Source organism: Komagataeibacter swingsii (genome assembly GCF_003207895.1).
Taxonomy (GTDB): Bacteria; Pseudomonadota; Alphaproteobacteria; order Acetobacterales; family Acetobacteraceae; genus Komagataeibacter; species Komagataeibacter swingsii.
Genome location: NZ_NKUB01000001.1, coordinates 272,853 through 297,690, shown reverse-complemented (window position 1 = coordinate 297,690; position 24,838 = coordinate 272,853). Strand labels below are relative to the sequence as shown.

Annotated in this window: 28 protein-coding genes and 1 tRNA gene; 8 read left to right on the top strand and 21 right to left on the bottom strand. The window is 65.1% G+C overall.

Annotated features, from left to right (window positions below; genetic code table 11):
* Positions 1 to 73: 73 nt before the first annotated feature.
* The 3 genes from rpmB to CFR76_RS01420 form a co-directional block, all read right to left on the bottom strand.
* Positions 74 to 373, bottom strand: a complete 300-nt coding sequence (gene rpmB / locus CFR76_RS01430) for a 50S ribosomal protein L28 (protein ID WP_025438933.1) — start codon at positions 371 to 373, stop codon at positions 74 to 76.
* A gap of 182 nt (positions 374 to 555) precedes the next feature.
* Positions 556 to 822 carry a hypothetical protein gene (locus CFR76_RS01425; protein ID WP_110555477.1) on the bottom strand — a complete coding sequence of 89 codons (267 nt, stop codon included), beginning with the start codon at positions 820 to 822 and terminating at the stop codon, positions 556 to 558.
* A 99-nt stretch (positions 823 to 921) separates the two neighbouring features.
* Positions 922 to 2,763, bottom strand: a complete 1,842-nt coding sequence (locus CFR76_RS01420; protein WP_110555476.1) for an ABCB family ABC transporter ATP-binding protein/permease — start codon at positions 2,761 to 2,763, stop codon at positions 922 to 924.
* Between the two features lie 112 nt (positions 2,764 to 2,875).
* Between CFR76_RS01420 and CFR76_RS01415 the strand changes: the two genes are divergently transcribed.
* From CFR76_RS01415 to CFR76_RS01405, 3 genes are all read left to right on the top strand, one after another.
* On the top strand, positions 2,876 to 3,727 hold the full coding sequence (locus tag CFR76_RS01415) for an NUDIX hydrolase (protein ID WP_110555475.1): 852 nt from the start codon (positions 2,876 to 2,878) through the stop codon (positions 3,725 to 3,727).
* Positions 3,728 to 3,755: 28 nt separating this feature from the next.
* Positions 3,756 to 5,837, top strand: coding sequence for a S9 family peptidase (locus CFR76_RS01410; protein ID WP_110555474.1), 2,082 nt, complete (start codon positions 3,756 to 3,758; stop codon positions 5,835 to 5,837).
* Positions 5,838 to 5,908: 71 nt separating this feature from the next.
* Positions 5,909 to 7,063 carry an AI-2E family transporter gene (locus CFR76_RS01405; RefSeq protein ID WP_110555473.1) on the top strand — a complete coding sequence of 385 codons (1,155 nt, stop codon included), beginning with the start codon at positions 5,909 to 5,911 and terminating at the stop codon, positions 7,061 to 7,063.
* Positions 7,064 to 7,154: 91 nt separating this feature from the next.
* Here CFR76_RS01405 and CFR76_RS01400 read toward each other — a convergent pair.
* From CFR76_RS01400 to CFR76_RS01370, 7 genes are all read right to left on the bottom strand, one after another.
* Positions 7,155 to 7,228, bottom strand: a tRNA-Pro gene (locus CFR76_RS01400).
* A gap of 85 nt (positions 7,229 to 7,313) precedes the next feature.
* On the bottom strand, positions 7,314 to 8,090 hold the full coding sequence (locus CFR76_RS01395) for a MerR family transcriptional regulator (RefSeq protein WP_110555472.1): 777 nt from the start codon (positions 8,088 to 8,090) through the stop codon (positions 7,314 to 7,316).
* Positions 8,087 to 8,410 (bottom strand): integration host factor subunit alpha, encoded by a 324-nt coding sequence (locus CFR76_RS01390; RefSeq protein ID WP_025438940.1) that lies wholly within the window; start codon positions 8,408 to 8,410, stop codon positions 8,087 to 8,089. The genes CFR76_RS01395 and CFR76_RS01390 overlap by 4 nt, the downstream gene beginning before the upstream one ends.
* Before the next feature lie 99 nt (positions 8,411 to 8,509).
* On the bottom strand, positions 8,510 to 9,481 hold the full coding sequence (locus CFR76_RS01385; RefSeq protein WP_110555471.1) for a beta-ketoacyl-ACP synthase III: 972 nt from the start codon (positions 9,479 to 9,481) through the stop codon (positions 8,510 to 8,512).
* 83 nt (positions 9,482 to 9,564) lie between these two features.
* Positions 9,565 to 10,656 carry a phosphate acyltransferase PlsX gene (gene plsX / locus CFR76_RS01380; RefSeq protein WP_110555470.1) on the bottom strand — a complete coding sequence of 364 codons (1,092 nt, stop codon included), beginning with the start codon at positions 10,654 to 10,656 and terminating at the stop codon, positions 9,565 to 9,567.
* Positions 10,657 to 10,824: 168 nt separating this feature from the next.
* Positions 10,825 to 11,028 carry a 50S ribosomal protein L32 gene (rpmF, locus tag CFR76_RS01375; RefSeq protein WP_010506434.1) on the bottom strand — a complete coding sequence of 68 codons (204 nt, stop codon included), beginning with the start codon at positions 11,026 to 11,028 and terminating at the stop codon, positions 10,825 to 10,827.
* A 173-nt stretch (positions 11,029 to 11,201) separates the two neighbouring features.
* Complete coding sequence (locus tag CFR76_RS01370) at positions 11,202 to 11,732, bottom strand: YceD family protein (RefSeq protein WP_110555469.1); 531 nt, start codon at positions 11,730 to 11,732, stop codon at positions 11,202 to 11,204.
* Positions 11,733 to 11,921: 189 nt separating this feature from the next.
* On the opposite strand from CFR76_RS01370, the gene CFR76_RS01365 reads away from it, so the two are divergent.
* Positions 11,922 to 12,491 carry an outer membrane protein assembly factor BamE gene (locus tag CFR76_RS01365; RefSeq protein WP_110555468.1) on the top strand — a complete coding sequence of 190 codons (570 nt, stop codon included), beginning with the start codon at positions 11,922 to 11,924 and terminating at the stop codon, positions 12,489 to 12,491.
* Between the two features lie 21 nt (positions 12,492 to 12,512).
* Here the strand turns inward: CFR76_RS01365 and CFR76_RS01360 are convergent, their stop codons facing one another.
* Together CFR76_RS01360 and rpsU are read right to left on the bottom strand one after the other, a co-directional pair.
* Complete coding sequence (locus CFR76_RS01360) at positions 12,513 to 13,907, bottom strand: sensor histidine kinase (protein ID WP_110555467.1); 1,395 nt, start codon at positions 13,905 to 13,907, stop codon at positions 12,513 to 12,515.
* Positions 13,908 to 13,998: 91 nt separating this feature from the next.
* Positions 13,999 to 14,202: a 30S ribosomal protein S21 gene (gene rpsU, locus CFR76_RS01355; protein WP_010506446.1), complete on the bottom strand. Its 204-nt coding sequence runs from the start codon at positions 14,200 to 14,202 to the stop codon at positions 13,999 to 14,001.
* A 239-nt stretch (positions 14,203 to 14,441) separates the two neighbouring features.
* On the opposite strand from rpsU, the gene def reads away from it, so the two are divergent.
* The 4 genes from def to CFR76_RS01335 are packed head-to-tail and all read left to right on the top strand — an operon-like array spanning position 14,442 to position 16,886.
* A complete protein-coding gene (gene def / locus CFR76_RS01350) occupies positions 14,442 to 14,972 on the top strand; it encodes a peptide deformylase (protein WP_110555551.1) in 531 nt (176 codons plus the stop codon).
* Complete coding sequence (locus tag CFR76_RS01345) at positions 14,969 to 15,592, top strand: COQ9 family protein (protein WP_110555466.1); 624 nt, start codon at positions 14,969 to 14,971, stop codon at positions 15,590 to 15,592. Before def ends, CFR76_RS01345 begins: the two co-directional genes overlap by 4 nt.
* Before the next feature lie 14 nt (positions 15,593 to 15,606).
* Entirely contained in the window at positions 15,607 to 16,152 is a 546-nt protein-coding gene (locus tag CFR76_RS01340) for a MarR family winged helix-turn-helix transcriptional regulator (RefSeq protein WP_244191712.1), read from the top strand.
* A complete protein-coding gene (locus CFR76_RS01335) occupies positions 16,149 to 16,886 on the top strand; it encodes a response regulator (RefSeq protein ID WP_010506450.1) in 738 nt (245 codons plus the stop codon). The genes CFR76_RS01340 and CFR76_RS01335 overlap by 4 nt, the downstream gene beginning before the upstream one ends.
* A gap of 215 nt (positions 16,887 to 17,101) precedes the next feature.
* On the opposite strand, the gene leuB is transcribed toward CFR76_RS01335, so the two are convergent.
* The 9 genes from leuB to CFR76_RS01290 all read right to left on the bottom strand — a co-directional run bounded on the left by leuB (position 17,102) and on the right by CFR76_RS01290 (position 24,711).
* The gene (gene leuB / locus CFR76_RS01330; RefSeq protein ID WP_110555549.1) at positions 17,102 to 18,220 is read right to left on the bottom strand and encodes a 3-isopropylmalate dehydrogenase; all 1,119 of its coding nucleotides are present in this window, start codon (positions 18,218 to 18,220) and stop codon (positions 17,102 to 17,104) included.
* A 59-nt stretch (positions 18,221 to 18,279) separates the two neighbouring features.
* Positions 18,280 to 18,903, bottom strand: coding sequence for a 3-isopropylmalate dehydratase small subunit (gene leuD, locus CFR76_RS01325; RefSeq protein ID WP_110555465.1), 624 nt, complete (start codon positions 18,901 to 18,903; stop codon positions 18,280 to 18,282).
* 2 nt (positions 18,904 to 18,905) lie between these two features.
* Complete coding sequence (gene leuC / locus CFR76_RS01320; protein ID WP_110555464.1) at positions 18,906 to 20,309, bottom strand: 3-isopropylmalate dehydratase large subunit; 1,404 nt, start codon at positions 20,307 to 20,309, stop codon at positions 18,906 to 18,908.
* Between the two features lie 140 nt (positions 20,310 to 20,449).
* Positions 20,450 to 20,845, bottom strand: a complete 396-nt coding sequence (gene rplS / locus CFR76_RS01315; protein ID WP_110555463.1) for a 50S ribosomal protein L19 — start codon at positions 20,843 to 20,845, stop codon at positions 20,450 to 20,452.
* Between the two features lie 31 nt (positions 20,846 to 20,876).
* A complete protein-coding gene (trmD, locus tag CFR76_RS01310) occupies positions 20,877 to 21,623 on the bottom strand; it encodes a tRNA (guanosine(37)-N1)-methyltransferase TrmD (protein ID WP_110555462.1) in 747 nt (248 codons plus the stop codon).
* Positions 21,620 to 22,171 (bottom strand): ribosome maturation factor RimM, encoded by a 552-nt coding sequence (rimM, locus tag CFR76_RS01305; RefSeq protein ID WP_110555461.1) that lies wholly within the window; start codon positions 22,169 to 22,171, stop codon positions 21,620 to 21,622. The genes trmD and rimM overlap by 4 nt, the downstream gene beginning before the upstream one ends.
* A gap of 45 nt (positions 22,172 to 22,216) precedes the next feature.
* Positions 22,217 to 22,561 (bottom strand): 30S ribosomal protein S16, encoded by a 345-nt coding sequence (rpsP, locus tag CFR76_RS01300; RefSeq protein WP_110555460.1) that lies wholly within the window; start codon positions 22,559 to 22,561, stop codon positions 22,217 to 22,219.
* A 58-nt stretch (positions 22,562 to 22,619) separates the two neighbouring features.
* Positions 22,620 to 24,014, bottom strand: a complete 1,395-nt coding sequence (gene ffh, locus CFR76_RS01295; protein ID WP_110555459.1) for a signal recognition particle protein — start codon at positions 24,012 to 24,014, stop codon at positions 22,620 to 22,622.
* A 187-nt stretch (positions 24,015 to 24,201) separates the two neighbouring features.
* Positions 24,202 to 24,711, bottom strand: a complete 510-nt coding sequence (locus CFR76_RS01290) for a periplasmic heavy metal sensor (RefSeq protein WP_110555458.1) — start codon at positions 24,709 to 24,711, stop codon at positions 24,202 to 24,204.
* Between the last annotated feature and the right edge of the window lie 127 nt (positions 24,712 to 24,838).

The window sequence follows — 24,838 nt, the reverse complement described above, 5'->3', positions numbered from 1 at the left end:
AGTCAGGCTTCATCTACGACGGACGGGCCGCCGCCGCCCCGGCATCGCGGGATGGCGGCTGGCCCCGTCGCAATCAGGCGACAGCGGCCTTCTTTTCCTGAACGCGCAGGATACGGCGCTTCACCGTCATGGCTTCCGGCGTCAGCTTGCGGTTCGGGGTGGACAGCAGGAACGCGTCCAGGCCGCCATTGTGCTCGACCGTGCGGATGCCGTTGGTGGTCATGCGCATGGGAACCGCCATGCCGAGGATATCGGACAGCAGCGAGGTTTCCTGCAGGTTGGGCAGGAAGCGACGGCGGGACTTGTTGTTGGCGTGGCTGACGTTGTTGCCCGTCAGCACGCCCTTGCCTGTGATCTGGCAGCGGCGAGACATTTTATCATCCTCGGATATAACTGTGGCCGAGGCATAAATGCCCGGCAAGGATCGTCTAGATTAGGCGCGGCTTATCGCCAAACCACCGCCAACAGTCAAGATGCATAAGCATGATTCGGCGTTTTTTGTCCGGCATGGGGGGCAAAGCGTGGCATTTCGTCCCCACTTTCCCCCTTGCCTGCTCAGCCAGCCTTCTGGTCGTGGTCGGGGTGCAGTTCGCCCGACTGCACGCTGTGCAGCGCGTTTTCCAGCATGGCCTGCATGGTCTCGCGCCCCATGGTGCGCGACAGCAGCCCCAGCGACCCGCCCAGCAGGGCCGAGGCAATGGCCACCGGCGGCAGGTTTTCGCCCAGCATGTATTCAATGGCCTTGTCCACCACCGCGCCGCAATGGCTCAGTTCGGGGGGGATGGCGTCCCCTTCGGGGGGCTGGTTGTTCGTGTCCGTCATGTCACGGCTCCTTCTAGCGTTCTTCCTGATATGTACTGCCTTGCCGCCGCTGACCAGTGCGGGGCGGCCATGCCCGCGCCACCGCCACGCCCATGCGGGTCAGGTCCCGGCGGCTTCCTCCTCGGCCTGTATCGCCCACATTTCGGCATACAGGCCGCCGCGTTCAAGCAGGGCGCGATGGGTGCCGCGCTCCAGTATCCGCCCCTGTCCCATCACAAGGATTTCATCCACATCGACAATGGTGGACAGCCGGTGGGCGATGATGATGGTCGTGCGGTTGGCGGCCACCATGTGCAGGGCGGCCTGGATGTCCTGCTCGGTACGGGTGTCCAGCGCGCTCGTCGCCTCATCCAGCAGCAGGACGCGCGGATTCTTCAGGATGGTCCGCGCGATCGCCACGCGCTGCTTTTCCCCGCCCGACAGTTTCAGCCCGCGTTCGCCCACCCGCGTGGCGTAGCCTTCGGGCAGGGTCATGATGAAGTCATGGATGCAGGCCAGCTTCGCCGCCTGCTCCACCTCCGCCTGCGTGGCGCCAAGGCGGCCATAGGCGATGTTGTAGCCGATCGTGTCGTTGAACAGGATGGTATCCTGCGGCACGACGCCCACGGCCCCGCGCAGGGCCGCCTGCGAATAGTCGCGGATGTCGTGCCCGTCGATCAGGATACGGCCCGCCGTCACGTCATAGAACCGGAACAGCAGGCGGCTGATGGTGGACTTGCCCGCCCCCGTCGGGCCGACAATGGCCACCCGGTGGCCCGCGGGCACGTGGAAGCTGACCCCGCGCAGGATCTCGCGGTCGGGGCGGTAGCTGAAATGCACGTCCTCGAAGCGGATGTCGGCGGCGGGCGCTTCATCCAGCCGCGCGGGCAGGCCGAGCGCGTGCGTGGAATCGGTAATGTCGGCCTGCTCGTCCATCAGGGCGAACATGTGTTCAAGGTCCACCAGTGAATTGCGCAGCGAGGAATAGACACTGCCCAGGAAGTTCAGCGGCAGGTAAAGCTGCATGAGGTAGGTGTTGACCAGCACGAAATGCCCCACGGTCATGCGGCCTGCCTCCACATCGCGCCCGGCCATCAGCATGACGGCGATCAGGGCGACCGCGATGATGGCAGCCTGCCCGAAATTCAGGCCGTTGAGCGAGATCTGGGTGCGGATGGCGGCGGCCTCGTACCGCCGCTGCGCGTCCTCGTAGCGCCTGCGTTCGTGTTCCTCGTTGCCGAAATACTTGACCGTCTCGTAATTCAGCAGGCTGTCCAGCGCCTTCCAGCTGGCCTCGCTGTTGATGTCGTTCATCTGGCGGCGCAGCCCGATCCGCCACGAGGTGAACTTGATGGTGAACACCACATACGCCGCCACCGCCACCAGCATCACCGCCGCGTACCGCCAGTCGAACAGCCGCCAGATCACGATGATGACCATCAGCGCCTCGATCAGGGTCGGCACCACGTTGAACACGCCCACGCGCAGCAGGGTCTCGATCGCTTCCGTCCCGCGCGCGATCGCCCGCGTCACCCCGCCCGACTGGCGGTTGAGGTGAAAGCGCAATGATAGCTGGTGCATGTGCGTGAAGCTGCGCATGGCCGCGATCCGGCTTATGCGGTAGCGCAGCGGGGCGAACAGGGCGTCGCGCAGTTCCCCCAGGCCCGCCGCCGCCATGCGCAGCAGGCCGTAGCCCACGATCAGCACCAGCGGCATCATGGCCGCGCGCCCCGCCACGGGCTGCAGGGCGTCAATCACCCGGCTGTAGGCATAGGGCACGCCAATGGTGGCGACCTTGGCCGCGACCAGCAGGATGCACACCCCCACCACGCGCAGGCGGGTGCGCAGGTCATGGCGGGGCCACAGATAGGGCAGAAGGCCGCGCAGCGTGGCGGCGGCGGAACGTTCCGGCAGCGCCTGCCGGGTCTTGTCGGAAACAGCCATGTGCACGGAATGTGGCATACGTTGCGCGTTTTGCAACCCATATCTCCCTGCCGCCGCGGAACGCCGGAAGGATTGTCAGCCCACGGGGCAGCCGTTATGCCAGCCATGGCCCGAAGGACAGGGATGGATCATGTCACGTAACCTCGATGGTTTTTTTCGTCATATCGCCGCGTGCAACACAGCGGTGCTGCCCGGCGGGCGGCTGGAATTCCGGCTGGGCACCCAGCCCGCGGGCTGGGTGCAGCCCGACCTGCTGCCGGTCCTGCTGCGCCACGGCATGACGCATGCGGGGGACAGCGTTACCCTGGATGACCCCACAAGGCTGGAACAGGTCGGCGAGGCCATGGCGCGCGAGGGGGTGTACCGCTCCCACCACGAACTGTTTGATGTCTGGACCGACATGGGCCGGCCGCCGGTGGCCCGCATCGACCGGGGCGCGCTGCCGCTGTTTGGCCTGATGGCGGCGGGCGTACACCTCAATGGGCTGGTGCGGCGGCCCGACGGGCTGTACCTGTGGATCGCCCGGCGGTCCATGACCAAGCGGCTGGACCCCGGCAAGCTGGACCACCTGGTGGCGGGCGGCATCCCGGCGGGCCACACGGCGGCGCAGGCGCTGGTAAAGGAAGCGGCGGAGGAAGCCAGCCTGCCGCCCGAACTGGTGGCGCGCGCGCGCCCCACGGTGGATATCCGCTACGCGCTGGACCGGCCCGAGGGGCTGCGCCGTGACGTGCTGCACTGTTTCGAACTGGAACTGCCGCCCGATTTCGTCCCCGTGCCCGCTGATGGGGAGGTGGAGGAATTCCGCCTGATCCCGCTGCGGGAAGCCTATGTGCTGGTCCGCGATACCGATGCGTTCAAGTTCAACGTGAACCTTGTGCTGATCGACCTGTTCCTGCGCACGGGCATGATTGACCCCGCCACCCCCGAAGGCCAGCGCCTGCGCCACGGCCTGACCGGCTGGCACGCCCCGAAAACCGACTAATCCACCGCCCGCGCGCAAGGACCATGCGATGACCCTCCCTCCCGTTCCCCGCAAGATACCCCGCACCATCACGCAGCTTGGCCGCACGCGGCAGGATGAATATGCGTGGATGAAGGATGACAACTGGCAGAACGTGCTGCGCGACCCGTCCCTGCTGCGCCCTGACATTGCCGGGCACCTGCGGGCGGAAAACGCCTATACGCAGTCCGTCCTGTCCGGAACGGAACCCCTGCAGGAACAGCTTGTGGCGGAAATGAAGGGGCGGATACAGCCCGACGATACCTATCCCGCCCTGCCCCACGGGCCGTTTTCCTACCAGACCGGCTATGCGGCGGGTGCGCAGTATCCCGTCTACAGGCGCTATCCCGCAGGCCGGCCACAGGCGGAAGAGGTGCTGCTGGATGTCAACGCGGCGGCCAGCGGCCACGACTATTACGCCATCGCCACCGCCAGCCACAGTCCCGACCACACCCTGTTCGCCTATGCCGAGGATACGCAGGGGTCCGAAATCTACCGCATCCATATCCGCAGGCTGGCCGGTACGGGCGGCATCCCCCTGCCGCCCGTTGACAACTGTAGCGGGGCGTTCGTTTTCTCGCCCGACAGCCGGTTCCTGTTCTGGGTCTGGCGCGATGAACATGGCCGCCCGGCCCGCGTCTATCGCCGCCGTATCGGGGAAGATACGGATACGCCTGTGTATGAGGAACCCGATCCCGGTTTCTTCGTGGGCGTGGACGCGACGCGTTCGGGCGGATGGATCATCATCTCCACCGGCAACCACGATACGTCCGAATCCTGGCTGGTCCCCGGCCATGACCCGCTGGCGGCCCCCGTATGCGCCGCCACGCGCCAGACGGGGCTGATGTACGGGCTGTACCATCAGGGCGAAAACTTCCTGATCCTGACCAATGCCGACGGCGCGTATGATTTCAAGATCATGACCACGCCGGACAGCGCGCCGGGACGTGAGAACTGGCGCGACCTGATCGGGCATGAACCCGGCCGCTACATCACCGACTGCATGGTCTGGTCGGGCCATGTCGCATGGCGCGAACGCCGGGATGCGAACACCCGCATCGTCATCCGTGACCTGGGGGGCCAGACCCATGCGCTGGAACCCGACGAAGCCGCCTACGACCTGACCTTCGCCGGCGGTTACGAATACGACACGACCGAACTGCGCTATATCTACCAGTCCCCCACCACGCCCCGGCAATGGCATGCGCAGGACATGGCGACGCGTGCGGACCGGCTGCTCAAGCAGCAATCCGTGCCATCCGGCCATGACCCGGCGCAGTACCGCTGCTGGCGGCTGGTGGCGCAGGCCCCGGATGGCGAACAGGTGCCCATAACCGTGCTGGGCCGCCATGACACGCCCATCGACGGGTCCGCCCCGCTGCTGCTGTATGGCTACGGGTCCTATGGCCACGCCATCGACCCGGTATTTTCCACCCGCACGCTCAGCCTTGTGGACCGGGGATGGTTCCATGCCATTGCCCATGTGCGCGGCGGTTCGGAAAAAGGCTGGAACTGGTTCCTTGGCGGACGTGGGCGCAACAAGCCCAATACCTTCACCGATTTCATCGCCTGCGCCACCACCCTGACCGACGCGGGCTTTGGCGCGCCGGGGCGAATCGTGGCCGATGGCCGTTCGGCGGGCGGCATGGTGATGGGGGCGGTCGCGAACATGCGCCCCGACCTGTTCGCGGGGATTGTGGCGGTGGTGCCGTTCGTGGATGAACTGAACACCATGTCCGACGACACCCTGCCCCTGACCCCGCCGGAATGGCCCGAATGGGGCAACCCGCTGACCGACCCGGACGCCTATGACCTGATCGCGGGCTACGCCGCGTATGAACAGGTGGCCCCGCGCGCCTATCCCGCCATCCTGGCCATGGGCGGGCTGACCGACCCCCGCGTCACCTACTGGGAACCGGCGAAGTGGGTCGCGCGGCTGCGCGACAATACCCGGTCGGACCGGCCCATCATGCTGCGCACGAATATGGAAGCGGGACACAGGGGGGCGACGGGACGCTTCGATTCCCTGAAGGAAGCCGCCCTGATTCATGCTTTTGCCCTGTGGGCCGTTGAAACGACGCCCCCGACATAGGATTAATGTCCCTGGTGGAACGATTTCGTTAACACCAGCACCCGTGTCGACACAGCCCGTTTTCCAGAGGAATGACCATGACGGATCCCTACAACGCGGATCAGGAGCAGGCAGGCGCCCCCATGCCGGGCCGCCGCATGGATCCTGCATCCGCGATGCGCACCTTCCGGTCATTCAGCGAAACGCAGCGCACGCAGCGCATGGCGCGTGCGGGACTGGCGCTGTTCTTTGTGCTGCTGGCGCTGTACACCGTGCGCGGTTTCCTGCCATCGCTGATCTGGGGCTGCATATTCGCCATCGCCTCGTGGCCGCTATACGCGCGGGCGCGCGGGCGGTGGCGTTCACGCGCGCACCAGATCCTGCTGCCAGTCCTGTTCACGCTGGTCATCGCCCTGATCTTCATCGGGCCACTGGCGCTGTTCGGGCTGGAAGCGGGACGCGAGGCGGAAAGCGTGCTCAGGCTGCTGAATGATGCCCGCCATTCCGGCATTCCCCTCCCCCCATGGGTCAGCCGCCTGCCCTATGGGCAGCAGACGGTTGAAACATGGTGGAACGACCACCTGAAAAATCCTGCCGATGTCTCCGCCCTGCTCGGGTCCATGAATATCGGGCAGGGCGTGAAGGTCACCCAGCAGCTTGGATCGCAGGTGCTGCACCGCGTGCTGCTGTTCGCCTTCGCCCTCCTGACGCTGTTTTTCCTGCTCAAGGACGGGGATTCGGTCATCCGCCAGTCCCTTAACGTCTCCCGCCGCGCCTTTGGCAAAAGGGGGGAGCGGATCGCATTGCAGATCATCGCATCCGTCCACGGGTCGGTATCGGGGCTGGTGCTGGTGGGCATTGGCGAAGGCATGCTGATGGGCCTGGCCTATCTGGTCGCGGGCGCGCCCCACCCGTTCCTGTTTGGCGTGATAACGGCCATTGCCGCCATGATCCCCTTCTGCGCCCTGATCGCCATCAGCGCCGTCGCAATCCTGCTGGTCATCAATACCGGGGCGGTGCTGACCGCCATCGCCATCATCCTGTTCGGCATCGCCGTGATCCTGCTGGCGGACCATCTGGTGCGCCCTGCCCTGATTGGCGGCTCGACCCAACTGCCCTTCCTGTGGGTGCTGACGGGCATTCTGGGTGGGGCGGAAAGCTGGAGCCTGCTGGGGCTGTTTGTCGGGCCAGCCATCATGGCGGTGCTGCACATGCTGTGGCTGAACTGGAGCCGCGCGCGTTACTGACGCGGCCTGCGGCGGATACAAAAAAAGCACCCTGTTACAGGTGCTTTCCGTTGGGGCATGCGCCCGGAATCTTCAATCGCAGACAGGGATATCGGGCAGGCGGGATTCGAACCCACGACCCCCAGTCCCCCAGACTGATGCGCTACCAGGCTGCGCTACTGCCCGCCTGTCTGCGATGCGCAGGGTGTAGCAGGCCCGCAGGGGGACGGCAAGCCACGATCTGCGCAAAAAATGAAAAAAACCGGATAAATCAGACCGGCACCATGTCCCGCAGGGCCTGCAGTTCCACCAACACGCCACGCAGGCTGTCGCGCAGCACGGTGTTTTCCGCCTGCAGGCGTTCAAGTTCGATCATGACGAGCTGTTCCAGCGGTATTTCCGCTTCATCCCCCTTCCCGCCTTCCGGCGGCGTCGCGGCCTCGGGCACCGTTGCCGCCGGGGCCGGCGCTTCTTTCGCCACAGGCTGCACCGGCAGGGGCGCCGTGGGTTCGGCGGGGGCCGTATCGGCTGCCTGTATGGTGGTTTCCTCGATAATCGTGACCTGTTCGATCACCGTGGCGGTTTCGACCGGCTGCACGTGTTCGGGCGCGGGCGCATGGGCAGGGCCATCAGCCGCGGCCTGCGCTTGCGCCACCGGGGCGGCCGGGTCCACCACCGCATCGGGAATGACTGTAGGAACAGCAGGGATTTCTGGCGTAGCTGGCGTGGCCATGCCGGCAGGTGACGGGCCAGCGGCAAGGGTCATCCGCCCCAGTTCGGCCTGCGCCTGCGCAATCGACAGCTTGCGGACGTACAGCAGGTCGGCGATCTGGCGCAGCACGGCGATATCCTGCGGGCGGTAATAACGCCGCCCCACCTGCCCCCGCACTGGCTGCAATTGCGGAAAGCGGGATTCCCACATACGCATGACATGCTGGGCCAGGCCGAGTTCACGCGCGACCTCATAGATGGGCAGGCCGTCCATGCCCGACTGGGTCATGTCGTGCGCGGGGGCTGCGGTACCGTCCGGGTCACGCTGCGTGCTCATTCCTCGTCTCCTTCCGGCGGGATTTCACCATCGGACTGTCCATTGACATGGGCACGAAGCAGCTGGCTGGGGCGAAACACCAGCACAGAACGGGGAAGAATCGGGACTTCCACGCCTGTTTTCGGGTTGCGGCCCGTACGCTGTCCCTTCTGCCGGACAGAGAATGTGCCGAACCCGCTTATTTTCAGGGTGTCGCCGGTTTCAAGTGTCCGTGCCATCCGTTCCAGAATATCTTCCAGAATATCGGCGGATTCATGGCGGGACAGCCCGACCTGATCATATATCTGTTCTGCCAGAGTGGCGCGCGTCACGGTGCTCATGCGTAAACGTTATGCATGCGCGCCATCATCGTCAATTGAATGTATTCAATGATCGGGCGGTTTATTGCGCGCCCATTTCAATGTGGTACCGAAACGACATCACAGCCGCGCCAGCGCCGACCCCCATGTCAGGCCGCCGCCCAGCGCTTCCATCAGCACAAGGTCGCCCTTGCGGATGCGCCCGTCCCGCACCGCTTCGTTCAGCGCCAGCGGGATGGAGGCCGCCGACGTATTGGCATGCCGGTCCACCGTCACCACCACCCGGTCGGCCGGAAGCGCAAGCTTGCGCGCCACACCGTCGATAATGCGCAGGTTGGCCTGGTGCGGCACCAGCCAGTTCACATCCGCATGGGTCAGGTTATTGGCGGCCAGCGCCTCATCGACCGAGGACGACAGCTTGGCCACCGCATGGCGGAACACCTCGCGCCCGTTCATGCACAGGTGTGCGGGCCTGTCATGCCGCCCGGTGGCGCCGTCCACATACAGCAGGTCACCGTACTGGCCATCGGAATGCAGGTGGGTGGACAGGATGCCGGCATCCCCATCCTGCTTCCCGGCGGCGGTCAGGAACACAGCCCCCGCGCCATCGCCAAACAGCACGCATGTCCCCCGGTCCGACCAGTCAAGGATACGTGAATACACTTCGCTGCCGATCACCAGCGCGGAACGGGCCTGTCCGCTGCGAATCAGCGAATCGGCCATCGACAGGGCATAGATGAAACCCGAACATGCCGCCGCAAGGTCGAACCCGAATCCGGACGTCATGCCCAGCTCGGCCTGCACGCGCACGGCGGTGGAGGGAAAGGCCTGGTCCGGCGTGCTGGTCGCGACGATCACCGCATCGACATCGGCCGGTGCCGCGCCCGCGTATTCCAGTGCGCGACGCGCGGCCTGCGCGGCCATGGACACGGCGGTATCGTTTTCACCGGCGATATGGCGCTGGCCAATGCCGGTGCGGCCACGGATCCATTCATCGGATGTATCGAGCCGGGATGCCAGCTCGTCATTGGTAACGATCCGCTCAGGCAGATAACCGCCGAACCCGGACAGAAGCGAGCGTTTCGCCGTCATGCCTGTTTTTCCACCAATCTCATCTTACATGCATGGGTGGGAACAGCCCTGACAGCCTGCCTGCCCCACCGGATGCCACAGGGTCAGGATGCAGGAACCGCCTGCTGCTGGTCCGGCGCCGCCTTGACGGATGTCAGCTTTTCCATATGCGCAAGGCGATCACGTATGCCGTCGGTAAAGCGGTGCGTGACCATGTCCATGGCCACGTCAACCGCGGCGGCGAACCCTTCGGCATCCGTGCCGCCATGCGACTTGACCACAACGCCATTCAGGCCGACGAACACCGCGCCATTGTACCGGCGCGGGTCCAGCCATTCCTTCATCCGTTCCAGCCCCGGCCGCACCAGCAGGTAGCCGATCCGGCCCAGCAGGCTGGAGGTAAAGACCTGCCGCAGGAGGGTGAACGCCATTTTCAGCGCGCCTTCCCCGGTTTTCAGGGCCACGTTGCCAGTAAAGCCGTCCGTCACCACCACGTCGGTCGTGCCCGCCGTGATGTCGTGCCCTTCGACAAAGCCGTGGAACTGCCCGGCCAGCGCGCTGCCACGCAGCACCTCGGCCGCCTGACGCAGGCGTTCGTCGCCCTTCAGCTCCTCCGACCCGACATTCAGCAGGCCGATCGTGGGGGCGGGCAGGCCCAGCACCGCCTTGGCGAAGGCTTCGCCCATGATGGCGAATTCAACCAGGTTGCGCCAGTCGCACGATACGTTCGCGCCGAGGTCGAGCATGACCACGTCGCCGCGTGTGGTGGGGCTGAGCGCCGCCATTGCCGGGCGGCTTATGCCGGGGAGTGTCTTGACCACGATCTTGGCCAGCGCCAGCATCGCCCCGCTGTTGCCAGCGGATACAACGCCCTGCGCAGCCCCCTTGGCCACCGCGTCCATGGCCAGCCGCATGGAGGAATCGCGCACGCGCAACGCCGCCGTGGGCTTCATGTCCATCGGGATCGCCGAACCGGCCGGAAGGATTGTGCAGATGGCGGCCGCGCGCGGATGGCGGCTGAGAAGGCCGGACAACGTCGCCTCATCCCCGACCAGAAGGATTCTGGCCGAAGGATGTCGGTCTGCTGCAATCGCCAGTCCGGCCACTACAACTTCCGGACCGCCATCCCCACCCATGCCGTCTATGGCCAGGGTGTAGGACCCAGTCTCGGAAAAGGAGGAACCTGTCTCGCTCATGCTCGTCTTGTGCCGGGTAAGAAAGGAACGCGCAAGATCAGGGAGTACAACTTTGGCACATCCCTATCCCCGCGCGACCCGGACAGGACGGCCACAGGCACGCCCGAAGGCGCGGCCCACGCGCGCCGCGCCCCTGACCGGGTTAATGACGCCAGCAGCGCCCTGTTATCAGGCGCGGACCGCCGTCTTCAGCGCCTTGCCGGCGGAAGCGACCTCGCGGCCATCATAATGCCCGCAATGGCTGCAGACGTGATGCGGGCGCTTGAGTTCGCCACAGTTGGAGCATTCCGCGTGTGCGGGCACGCTCAGCGCAGCGTGGCTGCGACGCATGCCACGACGGGACGGCGAGGTTTTTCTCTTGGGTACAGCCATGGGCCTGGGCCCCTCCGATCTGGATCACAACCGGCAGGCACACCATCGTGGCGATACACCGGTCAGTTATCAATAATTGAGGGGGGCGCTCTAACAGATCATTTGCACTTGCGCAAGAGATGATGCGCAAGGCGCGTAACCCGCGCCCCCCGTTACCTGCCCCTTCCTTTGCGTCAGTTCTGCTTTTTTTTCAACTCGGCCAGGGCGGAAAAAGGCTGCCTGCGCACGGTTTCTTCCGGTTCGGCCTCCTCATTGCCCGCGAATTCGGCCGGAATCGCGCATCCGGGCTTGTGCGGATACGGGTCCAGCGCCAGCGAAAGTTCCTCCGCCGCCAGTTCGCCCAGGTCGATGCTGTCACGGTCATAAGGGATTTCATCGATGGAAAAGGGATCGATCTCGTCATCCTCGCGGAACCGTTCCGCGGGGATGCAGCGCACGGTGAACGATTCCGCCAGCACGTCCTCGAACGCCTCAAGGCTTACGACACATTCCTGTGTCACATGCGCGGTCAGCCAGCCTTCGGCCAGCACCTCCCCATCCTGTCCCGGCGCCAGCCGGTAGCGGCAGGACAGGTCACGCAGGCCGGGTATCCCGAACCGGCGCGCCAGCCTGCGGCATTCCGCGTCCGATGCCTCGACCACCGTTTCCATGCCACGGGCCGGGATGCGGCCCACGGCAAGCGGGCGGGAAAATTCTGCATCCATGTCGTATTACTCCTGCGCGTCTGTTCACGGGGCCTGCGCCGTGGCGCCCACATGGTGGAAACATGGTCCCGGCTGTCGTGTTTTTCCACCGCCGGGGCGATCTGTGATTGACTTCATTTTCCCAATCGGGCACCGGAAAGACGAACCGCATTTTCGCGCCATGCCTTATTGCAGGATATTTTCCGGACCATGAGGTCACCACAGGACACCCCGCCCCGTTCGCGTTCATTACGCCTGTTTTCGTGCGCTGTCATCGGGGCAGGGATCGCGCTGTCGGGATGTTCGGTGTTCAAGCCCAGCACCATCCAGCGCGGTTCCCTGGTCGAGGCGGACGATTACAAGAAACTGAAGGTCGGCGAGACCACGCGCTCGGACGTGATGGATGCGCTGGGTTCCCCCACGGGGCGCGCCACGTTCGATGACAATACGTGGCTGTACATGTCCATGAAGCAGGTCATCATCCCCATAAGCTTCCCCCGCGTGCGCAAGCAGGACATGGTGGTGCTGACATTTGACCAGGGCGGCGTCCTGCGCAACATGCGCACCCTGCACAAGGATGACGCGCGCTACGTCGCCATGGCGCCCGGCAAGACGCCCACGCCGGGCACCAAAATCAACATCATGCAGCAGATCCTGGGCAATGTGGGCCGCTACAACCCGCTTAGCCAGATGAGCAGCACCTACGGCGGCAGCACCGGCCCGATGAACAGCATGAACGGCGGCCCCGGCCATGGCGGGGCGGGCAACTCCCTGCCTTGATGTCCTGCCCTGCCGGACCGTTCAGGTCGGCAGCACGATCCTGACCCGCGCACCGCCCAGCGGCCCCGTTTCCAGCCTGATATGGCCGCCATGGGCGTGAATGATGTCGCGCGCGATCGCAAGGCCCAGCCCGGTCCCGCCTTCCTTGCCGCTTTCGAACGGGCGGAACACGCTTTCGCGCCGCGCCTCATCCACGCCGCACCCGTCATCATCGACATACAGGATGACCTCCCTGCGTCCGCGTTCGGCTGACAGTTCGATGCGGGTGGCGTGCCTGCGGGCGTTTTCCACCACATTGTTCAGGACACGGCGCAGGGCGTTGCCCCGCCCCGTCACGCTCAGCCCCGCGGGCGCAATGGAACCGATGCTGGCCTGCGCGCCCATGCGGCGCAGGGCGACCACGCATTCCTCGAACAGGTCCTCGACGCGGATGACAACGGGTTTTTCCGCCCCCTCGCCCCGCGCAAAGGACAGGTAGCCTTCGATCATATGCTCCATTTCCACGATATCGCCGATCATGTCGGCAATATCGGGCTGCAGTCCGGCCGCGTCGACCCGGCCCGTACGCGGCAGCATGGCCAGCGACAGGCGCAGCCGGGTCAATGGCGTGCGCAGGTCATGCGATACGCCGGCCAGGACGGTCGTGCGCTGTTCCACGAAGCGGTTGATGCGGTCACGCATGCGGTTGAAGGCGATGGCCGCCTTGCGGATTTCCTGCGCGCCCTCGGGCACGATGGGCACGGTGTCGCGCCCCAGCCCGAACAGTTGCGCCGCGCGCGCCAGCCTGCGTATGGCGCGGACCTGGTTGCGCATGAACAGCGCCGCGATCAGGAACAGCACCAGCGCGCTGCCCGACGCCCATGCCACGAACAGCCATACCGGCGCCACGTCCAGCCGTTTGCGCAGGGCTACGACCTGCAGCACCCCGATGGGCGTCTGCACGCGGATCACCACGCGATGATGCGCCTGCTTCCAGTCCACGAAACTGGGCAGGCGCACATTCGCCCGCAGGTCGCGCACCAGGTCGTCATCAATGGGGCCAAGCACATGGTTGGAGCCGCGCCGGTCCAGCCTTTCCCCTTCGTGCAATGTCATGACCAGGCCCGCGCGCCGCCCGGCGTCATCCAGTATCCACTGCCTGTCGGCGGGGGACGGATAGCGTTCCAGCAGGTCCAGCGTCATGGCGATGGTGGTGGCCATGTCGCCCGACAGGCGGCGTGAGACGATCTGCAGGTAATTGCCGTAAAACAGTTCCAGCGAGATGGCCTGCGTGGCCAGCAGCGGAATGAACCCGATCAGCAGCATGCGCCCCAGCAGCGACCGTGGCAGGACCCGCCGGACCAGGCGTTCACGCACCCTGCGCCACCCCTGTAGCGGGGGCGCGTATTCGGTGCCGGGATGCGACTCCATGTCCATGGCTTTACCTTGACTGCGGACACAAAAAAGCCGGCTCCCTGCTGGGGCCGGCTTTTTTGTGGGTCAGACCCATATCCCGATAACGGTCGGCTTAGAAGCCTTCACGCTCCAGGCGCTTGCGCTCCATCTTGCGGGCGCGGCGCACGGCTTCGGCAGCCTCGCGCGCCTTGCGCTCGGACGGCTTTTCATAATGACGGCGCAGCTTCATTTCACGGAAGATGCCTTCGCGCTGCATTTTCTTCTTGAGGGCCTTGAGGGCCTGATCAACATTGTTGTCACGAACGAGAACCTGCACTGGGTCGTCAACTCCTGATCTGCCATCCGGTATGGATGATCCATGAAACTGAAACTTGGGGAACGTCCGCCCGAGGCCATTCCCTTCGTGCGATTCCCAAACGGGCCGCACCTATATCACACTCACACACGGCAACACAAATCATTCCCGCATCCGGCGCCAAATGATTTTCGTGCTCCGCATTGCGCGCCAACGCTGTCATATACATGTTCCCCGAAACAGGAAGGGTGTTTGTGTCCATGACGCTGCTCAAGATCGCCCGCATGGGCCATCCGGTGCTGCTGCAGCCCGCATTGCCGGTGGCCGACCCGCAGGCCCCTGCCATCCGCACGCTGGTGGCCGACATGATCGAGACCATGCTGGACGCGGGCGGCGTGGGACTGGCCGCGCCCCAGGTGCACCAGAGCCTGCGGCTGTTCGTCTACCGCGTGCCCGAAACCCGCAGCACGGGCGAGGACGATCCCCCCCGCCTGCCCGCCGCCCTGATAAACCCGGTGCTGGAGCCGGTTGATGATGACATGGTGGACCGGATGGAGGGCTGCCTGTCCATTCCCGGCCTGCGGGGCTGGGTGCCGCGTTACCGCCGCATCGCCTGGCGCGGCGTGAATGCGCAGGGGCAGGAAACACACGGCATTGCAACCGGCTTTTTGGCCAATGTATTCCAGCATGAATACGACCACCTGAACGGAATCCTCTATCCCATGCGCATGACCGACCTTGGCCGGATGGGATTTGATACCGAAATGGCACGTTACGGAGAGCGCCCATGACCCCTTCCGCCCTGGTAGCCGCCGCGACATCCGCGCTGGAACCGCCCGCGCTCCAGAACTCACCGCAAGGTGATGCGCTGCTGCGCCGCTTCCTGGCCGACCCGCGCGCGGGCAGCCAGCCATGGACGGTCGCCCTGCTGCGGCAATGCGTGGGGGAGGATGCGGACCTGCTGTTTCCCGATGGCATGGCGCAGGTGGCCGAATCGTGCTTCGACCTCATGGACCGCGACATGCTGGCCGCCACCAACAGCTTCCGTAGCCGCAAGATCAGCCGCCGCGTCCGCGCGGCCATGCTGTTCCGGCTGGACCACGCCGCCCCGCACCGCGCCGCCATACGCCAGGCGCTGGCCGTGCTGATGGTGCCGACCCATGCCCGCGCCCTTGCCCGCACGCTGGGGCGCAGCGTGAACGCGATATGGCAGGCGGCGGGGGATACCGCCACCGGCTTCACCTATGTGACCAAGCGCATCACGCTGAGCGGCGTTTATGTCTCCACCCTGCTGTTCTGGCTGACGCGGGGGGGCAACCCTGCCTCGGTGGAGGAATTCCTTGATCGCCGCCTGTCCGAGGTCGGCCGCCTCACCCGCCTGCGCAACCGCCTGACCGGCCGTATCGCCTGAACGGTTTCGCGGACGTGACAGCCCCCGCCCGCCCGCCATCGACCCGCCATGCGCCCGCTGGCGCGGGGGTGGAACTGCTTTTCCTGCGCGATGAGGACATGCGGCAGGCGCAGGACCTGCTCATGCTCGCCTGCCGGTCGTTTACGGCCATCATAGACGACGCCCTGCATGCCTATGGCCTGGGGCATGCGCATTACCGCATCATGCAGGCGGTGGCCCTGCAGCCCGGCATGGCCGTGGGCGCCCTGCTGGATACGCTGGGCATTACCAAGCAGAGCATGAGCCGCGCGCTGGGCGAACTGCTGTCCATGGACCTTGTACGGCAGGAAACGGCGGCAGGAGACAGGCGGCGGCGGGAACTGCACCTGACCGCGCGCGGAAGCGAGATTGAAAACCATCTGTTTTCCCTGCAACGTGAGGTCCTGCTGCGTGTGTACCGCAACGCGGGCGGCAAGGCGGTTGATGGCTTCCGCCGCGTCATGCACGGGCTGATAGACGAATCGGATGCGCCCGGCGTATCCACCGGTGCCCTTCACCCTCCAGACCGGAGTTCCCCATGATCCAGACGGCCTGCGACTCCTCCCTGCCCCGCGACAGCATGATCGTGGATGCACATGTGGTCGTGGTCGATGATGATCCCCGCCTGCGCCGCCTGCTGCAACGCTACCTGAGCGAGCAGGGATTCCGCGTCAGCGCCGCATCGTCCGCGCAGGAAGCCCGTCAGGTGCTGGGTTTCATGCAGCCCGATGCGCTGGTGCTGGACATTACCATGCCGGGGGAAAACGGGCTGGAACTGACGCGCGAGCTGCGCCGCGAAAAGCTGGATTTTCCCATCCTGCTGCTGACCGCGCGCGGCGAGCCGGAGGACCGGATCATCGGGCTGGAAGCCGGGGCGGATGACTATCTGGCCAAGCCGTTCGAACCGCGCGAGCTGCTGCTGCGGCTCAAGGCGCACCTGCGCCGCTTTGTCCCCCCCGCCCCCAGCAGCAACCTGCGGATCGTGCGGCTGGGGGAGCTGGAATTCGACCCCGTGCGCGGCCTGCTGTCCAACGCGCAGGGAATCGTGCACCTGACGGGGGGCGAGTCGGCCCTGCTGTCCGTGCTGGCCCGCCATCCCAACGAAATCCTGTCGCGCACCGACATCGCCACCACGCTGGACATGGAGGAAATCGGGGAACGCGCGGTGGACGTGCAGGTCACCCGCCTGCGCCGCCGGATCGAACCCGACCCGCGGGAGCCACGTTTCCTGCAGACGGTGCGGGGCAAGGGCTATGTGCTGAAACCCGGCTTGTAAGCGGCTGTTTGAAAACAAATCATTGATAAAAAACAATAAAATTTTTTGGATGCCGCCTTTTTCTCAAAAAGGCGGCGTTCTTTCGAAGCTTTTGCAAAAAGCTTCACCAAAAATTTCTGTCTGTCCTGCGGAACATAAACAGCGCCAGAATCAAAAACGGGCCGGCATGAATACCATGCCGGCCCGTTCCCTATCACAGCCATAACCCCAACGGGTCAGGCCGCCCTGTTCAGCCGGTCCAGTTCGGCCACCACGGCCTCACCCATTCCCGCCGTATTCACTTCCGTTTTGCCCGCGCTCATGATGTCCGGCGTGCGCAGGCCCCTGTCCAGAACGTTGGACACCGCCTGTTCGATCATCGCGGCGTCTTCCTGCATGTCGAAGGAATACCGCAGCAGCATGGCGAGCGAGAGGATCTGCGCCAGCGGGTTGGCCTTGCCCTGCCCCGCGATGTCCGGCGCGCTGCCATGGATCGGTTCATACAGCGCGGGCGTGCGGCCGTCCTCGCCCTTTGCCCCCAGCGTTGCAGAAGGCAGCATGCCAAGGCTGCCGGTCAGCATGGAGGCAAGGTCGGACAGCAGGTCACCAAACAGGTTGCCCGTCACGATCACATCAAACTGGCGCGGGTTGCGCACCATCTGCATCGCACAGTTATCGGCCAGCATGTGGCTTAGTTCCACGTCGCTGTACTCACGGGCGTGCAGGTCGGTCACGACCTCTTTCCACAGCAGGCCGCTTTCCATCACGTTGCACTTTTCCACCGAGCACACGCGGTTGTCACGCTTGCGCGCCAGATCGAAGGCAACACGGGCCACGCGCTCGATTTCCGCCGTGGTGTAGACCTCGGTGTTGATGCCACGGCGCGTGCCGTCCGGCAGCGTCTCGATCCCGCGCGGCGTGCCGAAATAGATGCCGCCCACCGTCTCGCGCACGATCATGATGTCCAGGCCACGGATGACATCGGGCTTGAGCGTGCTGGCGTCCACCAGGGAATCAAACACCTTGGCCGGGCGCAGGTTGGCGAACAGGCCCAGTTCCTGGCGCAGCTTCAGGATCGCGATCTCGGGCCGGCGGTCAAACCCGGCCGACGCCCATTTCGGGTCGCCCACCGAGCCGAACAGCACTGCATCCGCCGCCCGTGCCGCATCGATCACCTGCTGCGTGATCGGCTGGCCATGCACCGCAAGCGACGCGCCCCCCACCAGGTCCTCGCTGATATCGAAACGGACGCCACGCGCCTGCGCCATCCAGTCCATGATGCGCCGGGCCTCGTGCATGATTTCGGGGCCAATGCCATCGCCAGGCAGGATAAGGAGCTTCTTGGGTGCGGACATGACGTTTCCCATCCGGATAATCTGTTTATGAACGGTTTGCTAAGATGCGGCGCGCGCCCTCAGTCAAGGACGATGTGCGGAATCCACGGCTGCGCCTGTGCGCGGCGCTGCTCGAATGTCGTGATCGCCTTTTCATGCTGCAGCGTCTGGCCGATGTCATCCAGCCCCTCCAGCAGCAGTTGCCTGCGCAGCGGATCAACGTCAAACGGCACTTCCCTGCCATCGGGGCGGATGATGACCTGCCGCGCCAGATCAACCGTAAGGCGGGAATTCGCACCCTGACGGGCATCATCCATCAGTTCCGTGCAGACCTCACGCGGCAGCGCGATGGGCAGGATGCCGTTCTTGAAGCAGTTGTTGTTGAAAATATCGGCGAATGACGGCGCGATCACGCAGCGGATACCGAAATCCAGCAGCGCCCACGGCGCATGTTCCCGCGACGACCCGCAGCCAAGGTTGTCATACGTAATCAGGATCTCGGCCTTGCGGTACGGTTCCCGGTTCAGCACGAAATCGGGGTTTTCCGTGCCATCGGGGCGATAGCGCATCCCGTCAAATGCATGCACGCCAAGGCCGGAGCGCTTGGTGGTCTTGAGGAACCGCGCCGGGATGATCTTGTCGGTATCGATGTTTTCTTCCGGCAGGGGGGCGGCGATGGCCGTAAGGACGGTGAATTTATCCATTGTCAGATCAGCTCCCGCACATCAGTCAGGGTTCCGGTTACGGCGGCGGCGGCGGCCATGGCGGGGGACAGCAGGTGCGTGCGCCCGCCGGGACCCTGCCTGCCCTCGAAATTACGGTTGGAGGTGGACGCGCAGCGCTGCCCCGGCGTCAGCCGGTCGGGGTTCATGCCAAGGCACATGGAACACCCGGCCTCACGCCATTCGAACCCGGCCTCCACAAAGACCTTGTCCAGCCCTTCCTCTTCCGCCTGCGCCTTCACGATGCCCGATCCGGGCACGATCATCGCCCGCACGCCGTGGGCGACCCTGCGGCCTGCGGCAATGCTGGCCGCAGCCCGCAGGTCCTCGATCCGGCTGTTGGTGCACGAGCCTATGAACACGACATCAACCGGCGTGCCCGCGATCTTCTGCCCGGCTTCCAGCCCCATGTAGTCCAGCATGCGCTGCATCTGCGCGCGACGCGACGGATCGGCCTCACTGGCCGGGTCGGCCACGTTGCCGGTCACGGGAATGACGGTTTCGGGGCTGGTGCCCCATGTCAGCACGGGCGTGATGTCTTCCGCGCGCAGTTCCACCACGCGGTCGTAATGCGCCCCTTCGTCGGATGCCAGCGTCTTCCAGTAGGCCACGGCTGCGTCAAACGCTTCGCCCTTGGGCGCAAACGGGCGGCCGCGCACGTATTCGAACGTGGTCTCGTCAGGCGCCACCAGCCCCGCGCGGGCGCCGGCCTCGATCGACATGTTGCAGATCGTCATGCGGCCCGCCATGTCGAGTTCGCGGATGGCGGAGCCTGCAAATTCGATCACATGCCCCGTGCCGCCCGCTGTCCCGATATGGCCGATGATCGCCAGCATGATGTCCTTGGCGGTCACGCCGGGGCCGACCTGCCCCTCGACCACCACCTTCATGTTCTTCGCCGGCTTCTGCAGGATGGTCTGGGTGGCCATCACGTGCTCGACCTCGGACGTACCGATGCCGAACGCCAGCGCGCCCAGCGCACCGTGGGTGGAGGTATGGCTGTCGCCGCACACGATGGTCATGCCCGGAAGCGAGATCCCCTGCTCCGGCCCCACCACGTGCACGATGCCCTGCCGCGCGGACAGCAGCGGGAAATACGGCACGCCGAATTCCTTCACGTTACGTTCCAGCGTCTCGATCTGGTTGCGGCTGTCGGCTTCCTCGATCGGCTGGGTGCGGTCGGATGTGGGCACGTTGTGGTCCACCACCGCGATCGTGGCATCGGGGTGGCGCAGGCGGCGGCCGCTCAGGCGCAGCCCCTCGAACGCCTGCGGGCTTGTGACCTCATGCACGAGGTGCCGGTCGATATAGAGGATGGCCGTACTGTCCGGGAGGGTTTCGACCACATGGCTGTCCCATATCTTGTCGAACAATGTGCGCGGGGCCATCTTGCTATTCCTCTCCCGGACGGAAACAGGCCGCCATCACGCGCAGGGTTCGCACGCGACAGGCAGCCACAAAATCTTGCATGAAAAACGGTTCGCCCGTTTCCACCATTACGGTGGGAAACGGGCGAAGGGTCGGCATGTTACTCGGCGGCGGCGGTGGCGGCGGGGGCCGCAACGTCACGCTTGCGCTCGGCGATACGGGCGGACTTGCCGCGACGGCCACGCAGGTAATACAGCTTCGCGCGACGGACAACGCCGCGACGGACCACGGTGATGTCCGCGATGGTGGGGGAATACAGCGGGAATACACGTTCCACGCCTTCACCGTTGGAAATCTTGCGCACGGTGAAGTTGCTGTTCAGGCCCTTGTTGGCGCGGGCGATCACAACGCCTTCGTAGTTCTGCACGCGCTTGCGGGTGCCTTCGACCACTTCCACGCCGACGCGCACGGTGTCGCCCGGTGCGAATTCCGGCACGGCGCGGATGGCGGTCAGGCGGGCGATCTCTTCCGCCTCGTACTTCTGGATGATGTTCATGATCCGGTCCTCGTTCGATAGGATTACATGTTCAGTTCAGCCGGTCCGCATCGGCATGGGTGCCTGCGGCCCGGGAAATGTCTTGACCCGCGCCCGCCCGGTAGGCGGCCCACAGGTCCGGCCGACGCGCCTGCGTCACCGTCTCGGATGCCGCGCGCCGCCATTTGGCGATCGCGGCATGATGACCGGACAGCAGGACCTCGGGCACGTCGCGCCCGTCCCATTGCGCCGGCTTGGTATAAAGCGGATATTCAAGCAGACCGTCGGAAAAGCTTTCCTCGACCGCGCTTTCGCCCGACCCCATTACGCCCGGCAGCAGCCGCACGCAGGCATCCAGCAGCACCGTCGCCGCCACTTCCCCGCCCGACAGGACATAATCCCCTATCGAGACCTGTTCAGCACCCGAGGCTTCGAGCACGCGCTCATCCACCCCTTCGTACCGCCCGCACAGCACCACAACGCCCGGACCCGCCGCATACCGGCGGATATCCGCCTGCATCAAGCGACGCCCGCGCGGCGTGGGATAGACCAGCGGTCGCCCCGCCAGGTCAATATCGGCAATGGCGCTCGCCACGACATCGGGGCGCATGACCATGCCCGCCCCGCCGCCAAACGGCGTGTCATCCACCACCCGGTGCCGCCCCAGCCCGTATTCACGCATGTCGCGCGCTTCCACCGACCAGATGCCACGCTCCAGCGCGCGCCCGGCCAGCGAATGCCCCAGGGTTCCAGGGAACATGTCGGGAAACAGCGTCAGCGCCGTTGCCTGCCACGTCATGGCTCGCCTGCCTCCCCGGCCGTGCCGGGAAAACATTCGACGGGCACCTCGATCTCATCAGGCTGGCAGATGGCGACCCATCCCGCGCCGACATTCACCACCGGCACGCAGGCCTCGGTGAATGGCAGCAGGATGTTGCCACCCGCGCCGTCAATTTCAAGGCTGGTGCCCGCGCCATAGTCATGGACTGCGGCCACCCGGCCAACCACGCGGCCCGTGCCGTGCTCACGCGCTTCCAGCCCGACCAGATCAGCGAAATAGAATTCGTCCTCATCCGGTTCGGGCAGGCTGGCGCGGGGCACGTACAGCTTGCGGTTGACCATCTGCTGGGCGGCTTCGCGGCTGTCGATGGCATGGCCCGCCGCATCATGCAGCCGGGCCACGCCATTGCCATGCCATGACAGAAGCCACGGGCGGCCAAGGTCGTCGACCAGCCCGGCATAGGTGGCCAGGTCTTCCGCCACGGCGGTGTAGCTGTGCACATGCACAAGCCCCCGCACGCCATGCGGACGACCCACCACACCCATCAGGACATGATCGCGGTTCATGGGATGACTGCCTGCCTTTCCTGCCTGTCTATCGCGCCAGCAGCCTTACGCCGCGGTTGCTTCGGCAGCGGCGGCGGCACGTTCCTGCGCACGCTTCTTGGGCGCGGACTTCTTCGGCTGCTCGTTCCAGGTCGGCTTGGGCGCAAGGCCGGCATTGCCAAGGAAACGGGCCACGCGGTCGGTCGGCAGCGCGCCGTTGGACAGCCAGTGGGTGATGCGCTCGGCCACCAGGCGCACGCGGTCGGCGTGGTCGGAGGGCAGCATCGGGTTGTAGGAACCCACGCGCTCGATGAAGCGGCCATCACGCGGGGAGCGGCTGTCAGCCACGACGATGTGGTAGTAGGGACGCTTCTTCGCACCAGCGCGGGCGAGACGGATCTTGAGGCTCATTTAAGACTTCTCCAGACAGAAAAAAGACAGAAGAAAAAACGGAAACGACGTTATGGGATCAGCCGAAAGGCGGACGCCCGCCGCCGCCGGGGGGGCGTCCCCCATTGGGCATGAGGGCGGACAGGCCCTGACGCATCAGGCCCTTCACCCCCAATTTGCTGAACCGCTTCATCATGGAGGCCATCGCGTCATACTGCTTGAGCAGACGGTTGATCTCCTGCACGGTCGTGCCGGAACCCGCGGCGATGCGCTTCTTGCGCGACGCCTTGATGATGGAGGGCGTGCGCCGCTCCTTGCGGGTCATGGATAAAATGATGGCCTGATGGCGCTTGAGGACGGAGGTATCAAGCTCCTTGTCCCCCAGCGCATCCTTGAGCTTGCCCATGCCGGGCAGCATGCCGAGGATACCGGAAATCGAACCCATCTTGTTGATCTGGCGGATCTGGGCCGCGTAGTCATCAAGATCGAACTTGCCCTGCATCATCTTGAGGGCAAGCTTCTCGCTTTCCTCGTGATCCAGGGTATCGGCGGCCTTTTCCACCAGCCCGGCGATATCGCCCAGCCCAAGGATACGGCCCGCGACACGCTCGGGGTGGAATTCCTCCAGCGCGTCCAGCTTCTCGCCCGAACCCGTCAGCTTGATCGGCGCACCCGTGATGGCGCGCATGGACAGGGCGGCGCCACCGCGTGCGTCGCCATCCATGCGGGTCATGACAACGCCGGTCACGCCCACGGCTTCGTTGAAGGCCTTGGCGGTGTTGACCGCGTCCTGCCCGGTCATGGCATCGACCACCAGCAGGGTTTCGGCGGGACTGGTTTCGGCCCGGATCGCCCGGACCTCATCCATCAGCGCCTCGTCGATCGACAGGCGGCCGGCGGTATCGAGGATGACGATGTCATACCCCTCACGCCGCCCCGTATCCATCGCGCGCTGCGCGATCTGCACCGGGGTCTGACCCGCGATGATGGGCAGCGACGCCACACCCGCGCGTTCAGCCAGCTGAGCCAGCTGCAACTGGGCGGCCGGGCGCTGGGTATCTAGACTGGCCAGCAGCACCTTCTTGCGCTCGCGCTGCGCCAGGCGGCGCGCGATCTTGCCCGACGTGGTGGTCTTGCCCGAACCCTGCAGGCCGACCATCAGGATCGGCACTGGCGGGGCGGCGTTCAGGTTCAGCGGAACCGCGCCCGCGCCGCCCAGCGCGTCGATCAGCGCGTCATTGACGATCTTGGCGACGGCCTGACCGGGGGAGATGCTGTCCAGCACCTCGTGCCCCACGGCGCGCTCACGGACCTTGTTGACGAAATCCTTGACGACAGGCAGCGCCACGTCGGCGTCCAGCATGGCCAGACGGACTTCGCGCATGGCTTCCGTAACATCGGCTTCCGACAGGGCGCCGCGCTTGGCGAGGCCATCGAACACACCGGAAAGCTTGCCTGAGAGGGTCTCGAACAACGTATTTCCCCAAAAGAGGACGCGCCACTGCGCGAACCCTCGCGAAGTGACGTGCCTGATTGTCGGCCGGATTTATCCCCTGCCCCCCGCCATGTCAAGCATTACGGGGCCGCGCATGAAAAACGGCTGCCCGACCATGCCGGGCAGCCGCCTTGACCTTCAGCCCGCTACCGGCAGGCAGACGATCTTACTTCTTCGCATCGTCCGGTGCCGGGGGTGCGGTCAGCGCGCGCAGCTGCTCGTGCAGGCTGGCGACCTTGTCCTGTGTTTCACGGATCTGGTTGAGCTGGTCCGTGGTCAGGATGTCATGGATGCGGATGGCGGTCTGCAGGCGGGCCGCTTCGTGCTGCTGGTGTATCTGGGTGATCTGCTGCTGCAGGCCCACGATCTGGGACTCGTCAACCTTGCCCGGCGTGGCCAGCAGGTCCTGGATCTGCTTGTGGAGCTGGTGCTCCTTGTCCATGTCGGCACGGAAATCGGGATGGCTGTCCTGCAGGATGGCCTTCAGCTTCTTGTGCTGGGCGGCTGTCAGCTGCACGTTACCAAGGAACGGCATGCCAAACCCGCCGGGGCCACCCATCATGCCACAGCCACCCGGCGGCGGGGGAGCGTGATGGTGCGCGGCAACCGCCTGACCGGAGAAACCCGCAGCCATGCCGCCAACAACCGTGGCGGCCAGAATCATTTTCTTCATCATGGGAACCAAGTCTACTCCTGTTATAACGGATTTTCTACCCTGCATGGCTCAGGCCCGTCATGCAAGGCCTGTAAATGCAACGCTACAACACCCCATGTGTTCAATGTGGGCAAACCTTGCTACAAAA

Excerpts from the sequence above, each read along its gene's own strand:
- rpmB (WP_025438933.1), bottom strand. The coding sequence starts at position 373 with ATGTCTCGCCGCTGCCAGATCACAGGCAAGGGCGTGCTGACGGGCAAC.
- CFR76_RS01345 (WP_110555466.1), top strand. The coding sequence starts at position 14,969 with ATGACCCCTTCCGCCCTGGTAGCCGCCGCGACATCCGCGCTGGAACCG.
- leuB (WP_110555549.1), bottom strand. The coding sequence starts at position 18,220 with ATGTCCGCACCCAAGAAGCTCCTTATCCTGCCTGGCGATGGCATTGGC.
- rplS (WP_110555463.1), bottom strand. The coding sequence starts at position 20,845 with ATGAACATCATCCAGAAGTACGAGGCGGAAGAGATCGCCCGCCTGACC.
- CFR76_RS01335 (WP_010506450.1), top strand. The coding sequence starts at position 16,149 with ATGATCCAGACGGCCTGCGACTCCTCCCTGCCCCGCGACAGCATGATC.
- CFR76_RS01370 (WP_110555469.1), bottom strand. The coding sequence starts at position 11,732 with ATGGATGCAGAATTTTCCCGCCCGCTTGCCGTGGGCCGCATCCCGGCC.
- CFR76_RS01410 (WP_110555474.1), top strand. The coding sequence starts at position 3,756 with ATGACCCTCCCTCCCGTTCCCCGCAAGATACCCCGCACCATCACGCAG.
- CFR76_RS01415 (WP_110555475.1), top strand. The coding sequence starts at position 2,876 with ATGTCACGTAACCTCGATGGTTTTTTTCGTCATATCGCCGCGTGCAAC.
- CFR76_RS01365 (WP_110555468.1), top strand. The coding sequence starts at position 11,922 with ATGAGGTCACCACAGGACACCCCGCCCCGTTCGCGTTCATTACGCCTG.
- rimM (WP_110555461.1), bottom strand. The coding sequence starts at position 22,171 with ATGAACCGCGATCATGTCCTGATGGGTGTGGTGGGTCGTCCGCATGGC.
- CFR76_RS01390 (WP_025438940.1), bottom strand. The coding sequence starts at position 8,410 with ATGAGCACCGTGACGCGCGCCACTCTGGCAGAACAGATATATGATCAG.
- CFR76_RS01290 (WP_110555458.1), bottom strand. The coding sequence starts at position 24,711 with ATGATGAAGAAAATGATTCTGGCCGCCACGGTTGTTGGCGGCATGGCT.
- plsX (WP_110555470.1), bottom strand. The coding sequence starts at position 10,656 with ATGAGCGAGACAGGTTCCTCCTTTTCCGAGACTGGGTCCTACACCCTG.
- leuC (WP_110555464.1), bottom strand. The coding sequence starts at position 20,309 with ATGGCCCCGCGCACATTGTTCGACAAGATATGGGACAGCCATGTGGTC.
- rpsP (WP_110555460.1), bottom strand. The coding sequence starts at position 22,561 with ATGAGCCTCAAGATCCGTCTCGCCCGCGCTGGTGCGAAGAAGCGTCCC.
- trmD (WP_110555462.1), bottom strand. The coding sequence starts at position 21,623 with ATGACGTGGCAGGCAACGGCGCTGACGCTGTTTCCCGACATGTTCCCT.
- CFR76_RS01395 (WP_110555472.1), bottom strand. The coding sequence starts at position 8,090 with ATGAGCACGCAGCGTGACCCGGACGGTACCGCAGCCCCCGCGCACGAC.
- CFR76_RS01385 (WP_110555471.1), bottom strand. The coding sequence starts at position 9,481 with ATGACGGCGAAACGCTCGCTTCTGTCCGGGTTCGGCGGTTATCTGCCT.
- def (WP_110555551.1), top strand. The coding sequence starts at position 14,442 with ATGACGCTGCTCAAGATCGCCCGCATGGGCCATCCGGTGCTGCTGCAG.
- CFR76_RS01360 (WP_110555467.1), bottom strand. The coding sequence starts at position 13,907 with ATGGACATGGAGTCGCATCCCGGCACCGAATACGCGCCCCCGCTACAG.
- CFR76_RS01420 (WP_110555476.1), bottom strand. The coding sequence starts at position 2,763 with ATGCCACATTCCGTGCACATGGCTGTTTCCGACAAGACCCGGCAGGCG.
- CFR76_RS01405 (WP_110555473.1), top strand. The coding sequence starts at position 5,909 with ATGACCATGACGGATCCCTACAACGCGGATCAGGAGCAGGCAGGCGCC.
- leuD (WP_110555465.1), bottom strand. The coding sequence starts at position 18,903 with ATGGATAAATTCACCGTCCTTACGGCCATCGCCGCCCCCCTGCCGGAA.
- rpmF (WP_010506434.1), bottom strand. The coding sequence starts at position 11,028 with ATGGCTGTACCCAAGAGAAAAACCTCGCCGTCCCGTCGTGGCATGCGT.
- CFR76_RS01425 (WP_110555477.1), bottom strand. The coding sequence starts at position 822 with ATGACGGACACGAACAACCAGCCCCCCGAAGGGGACGCCATCCCCCCC.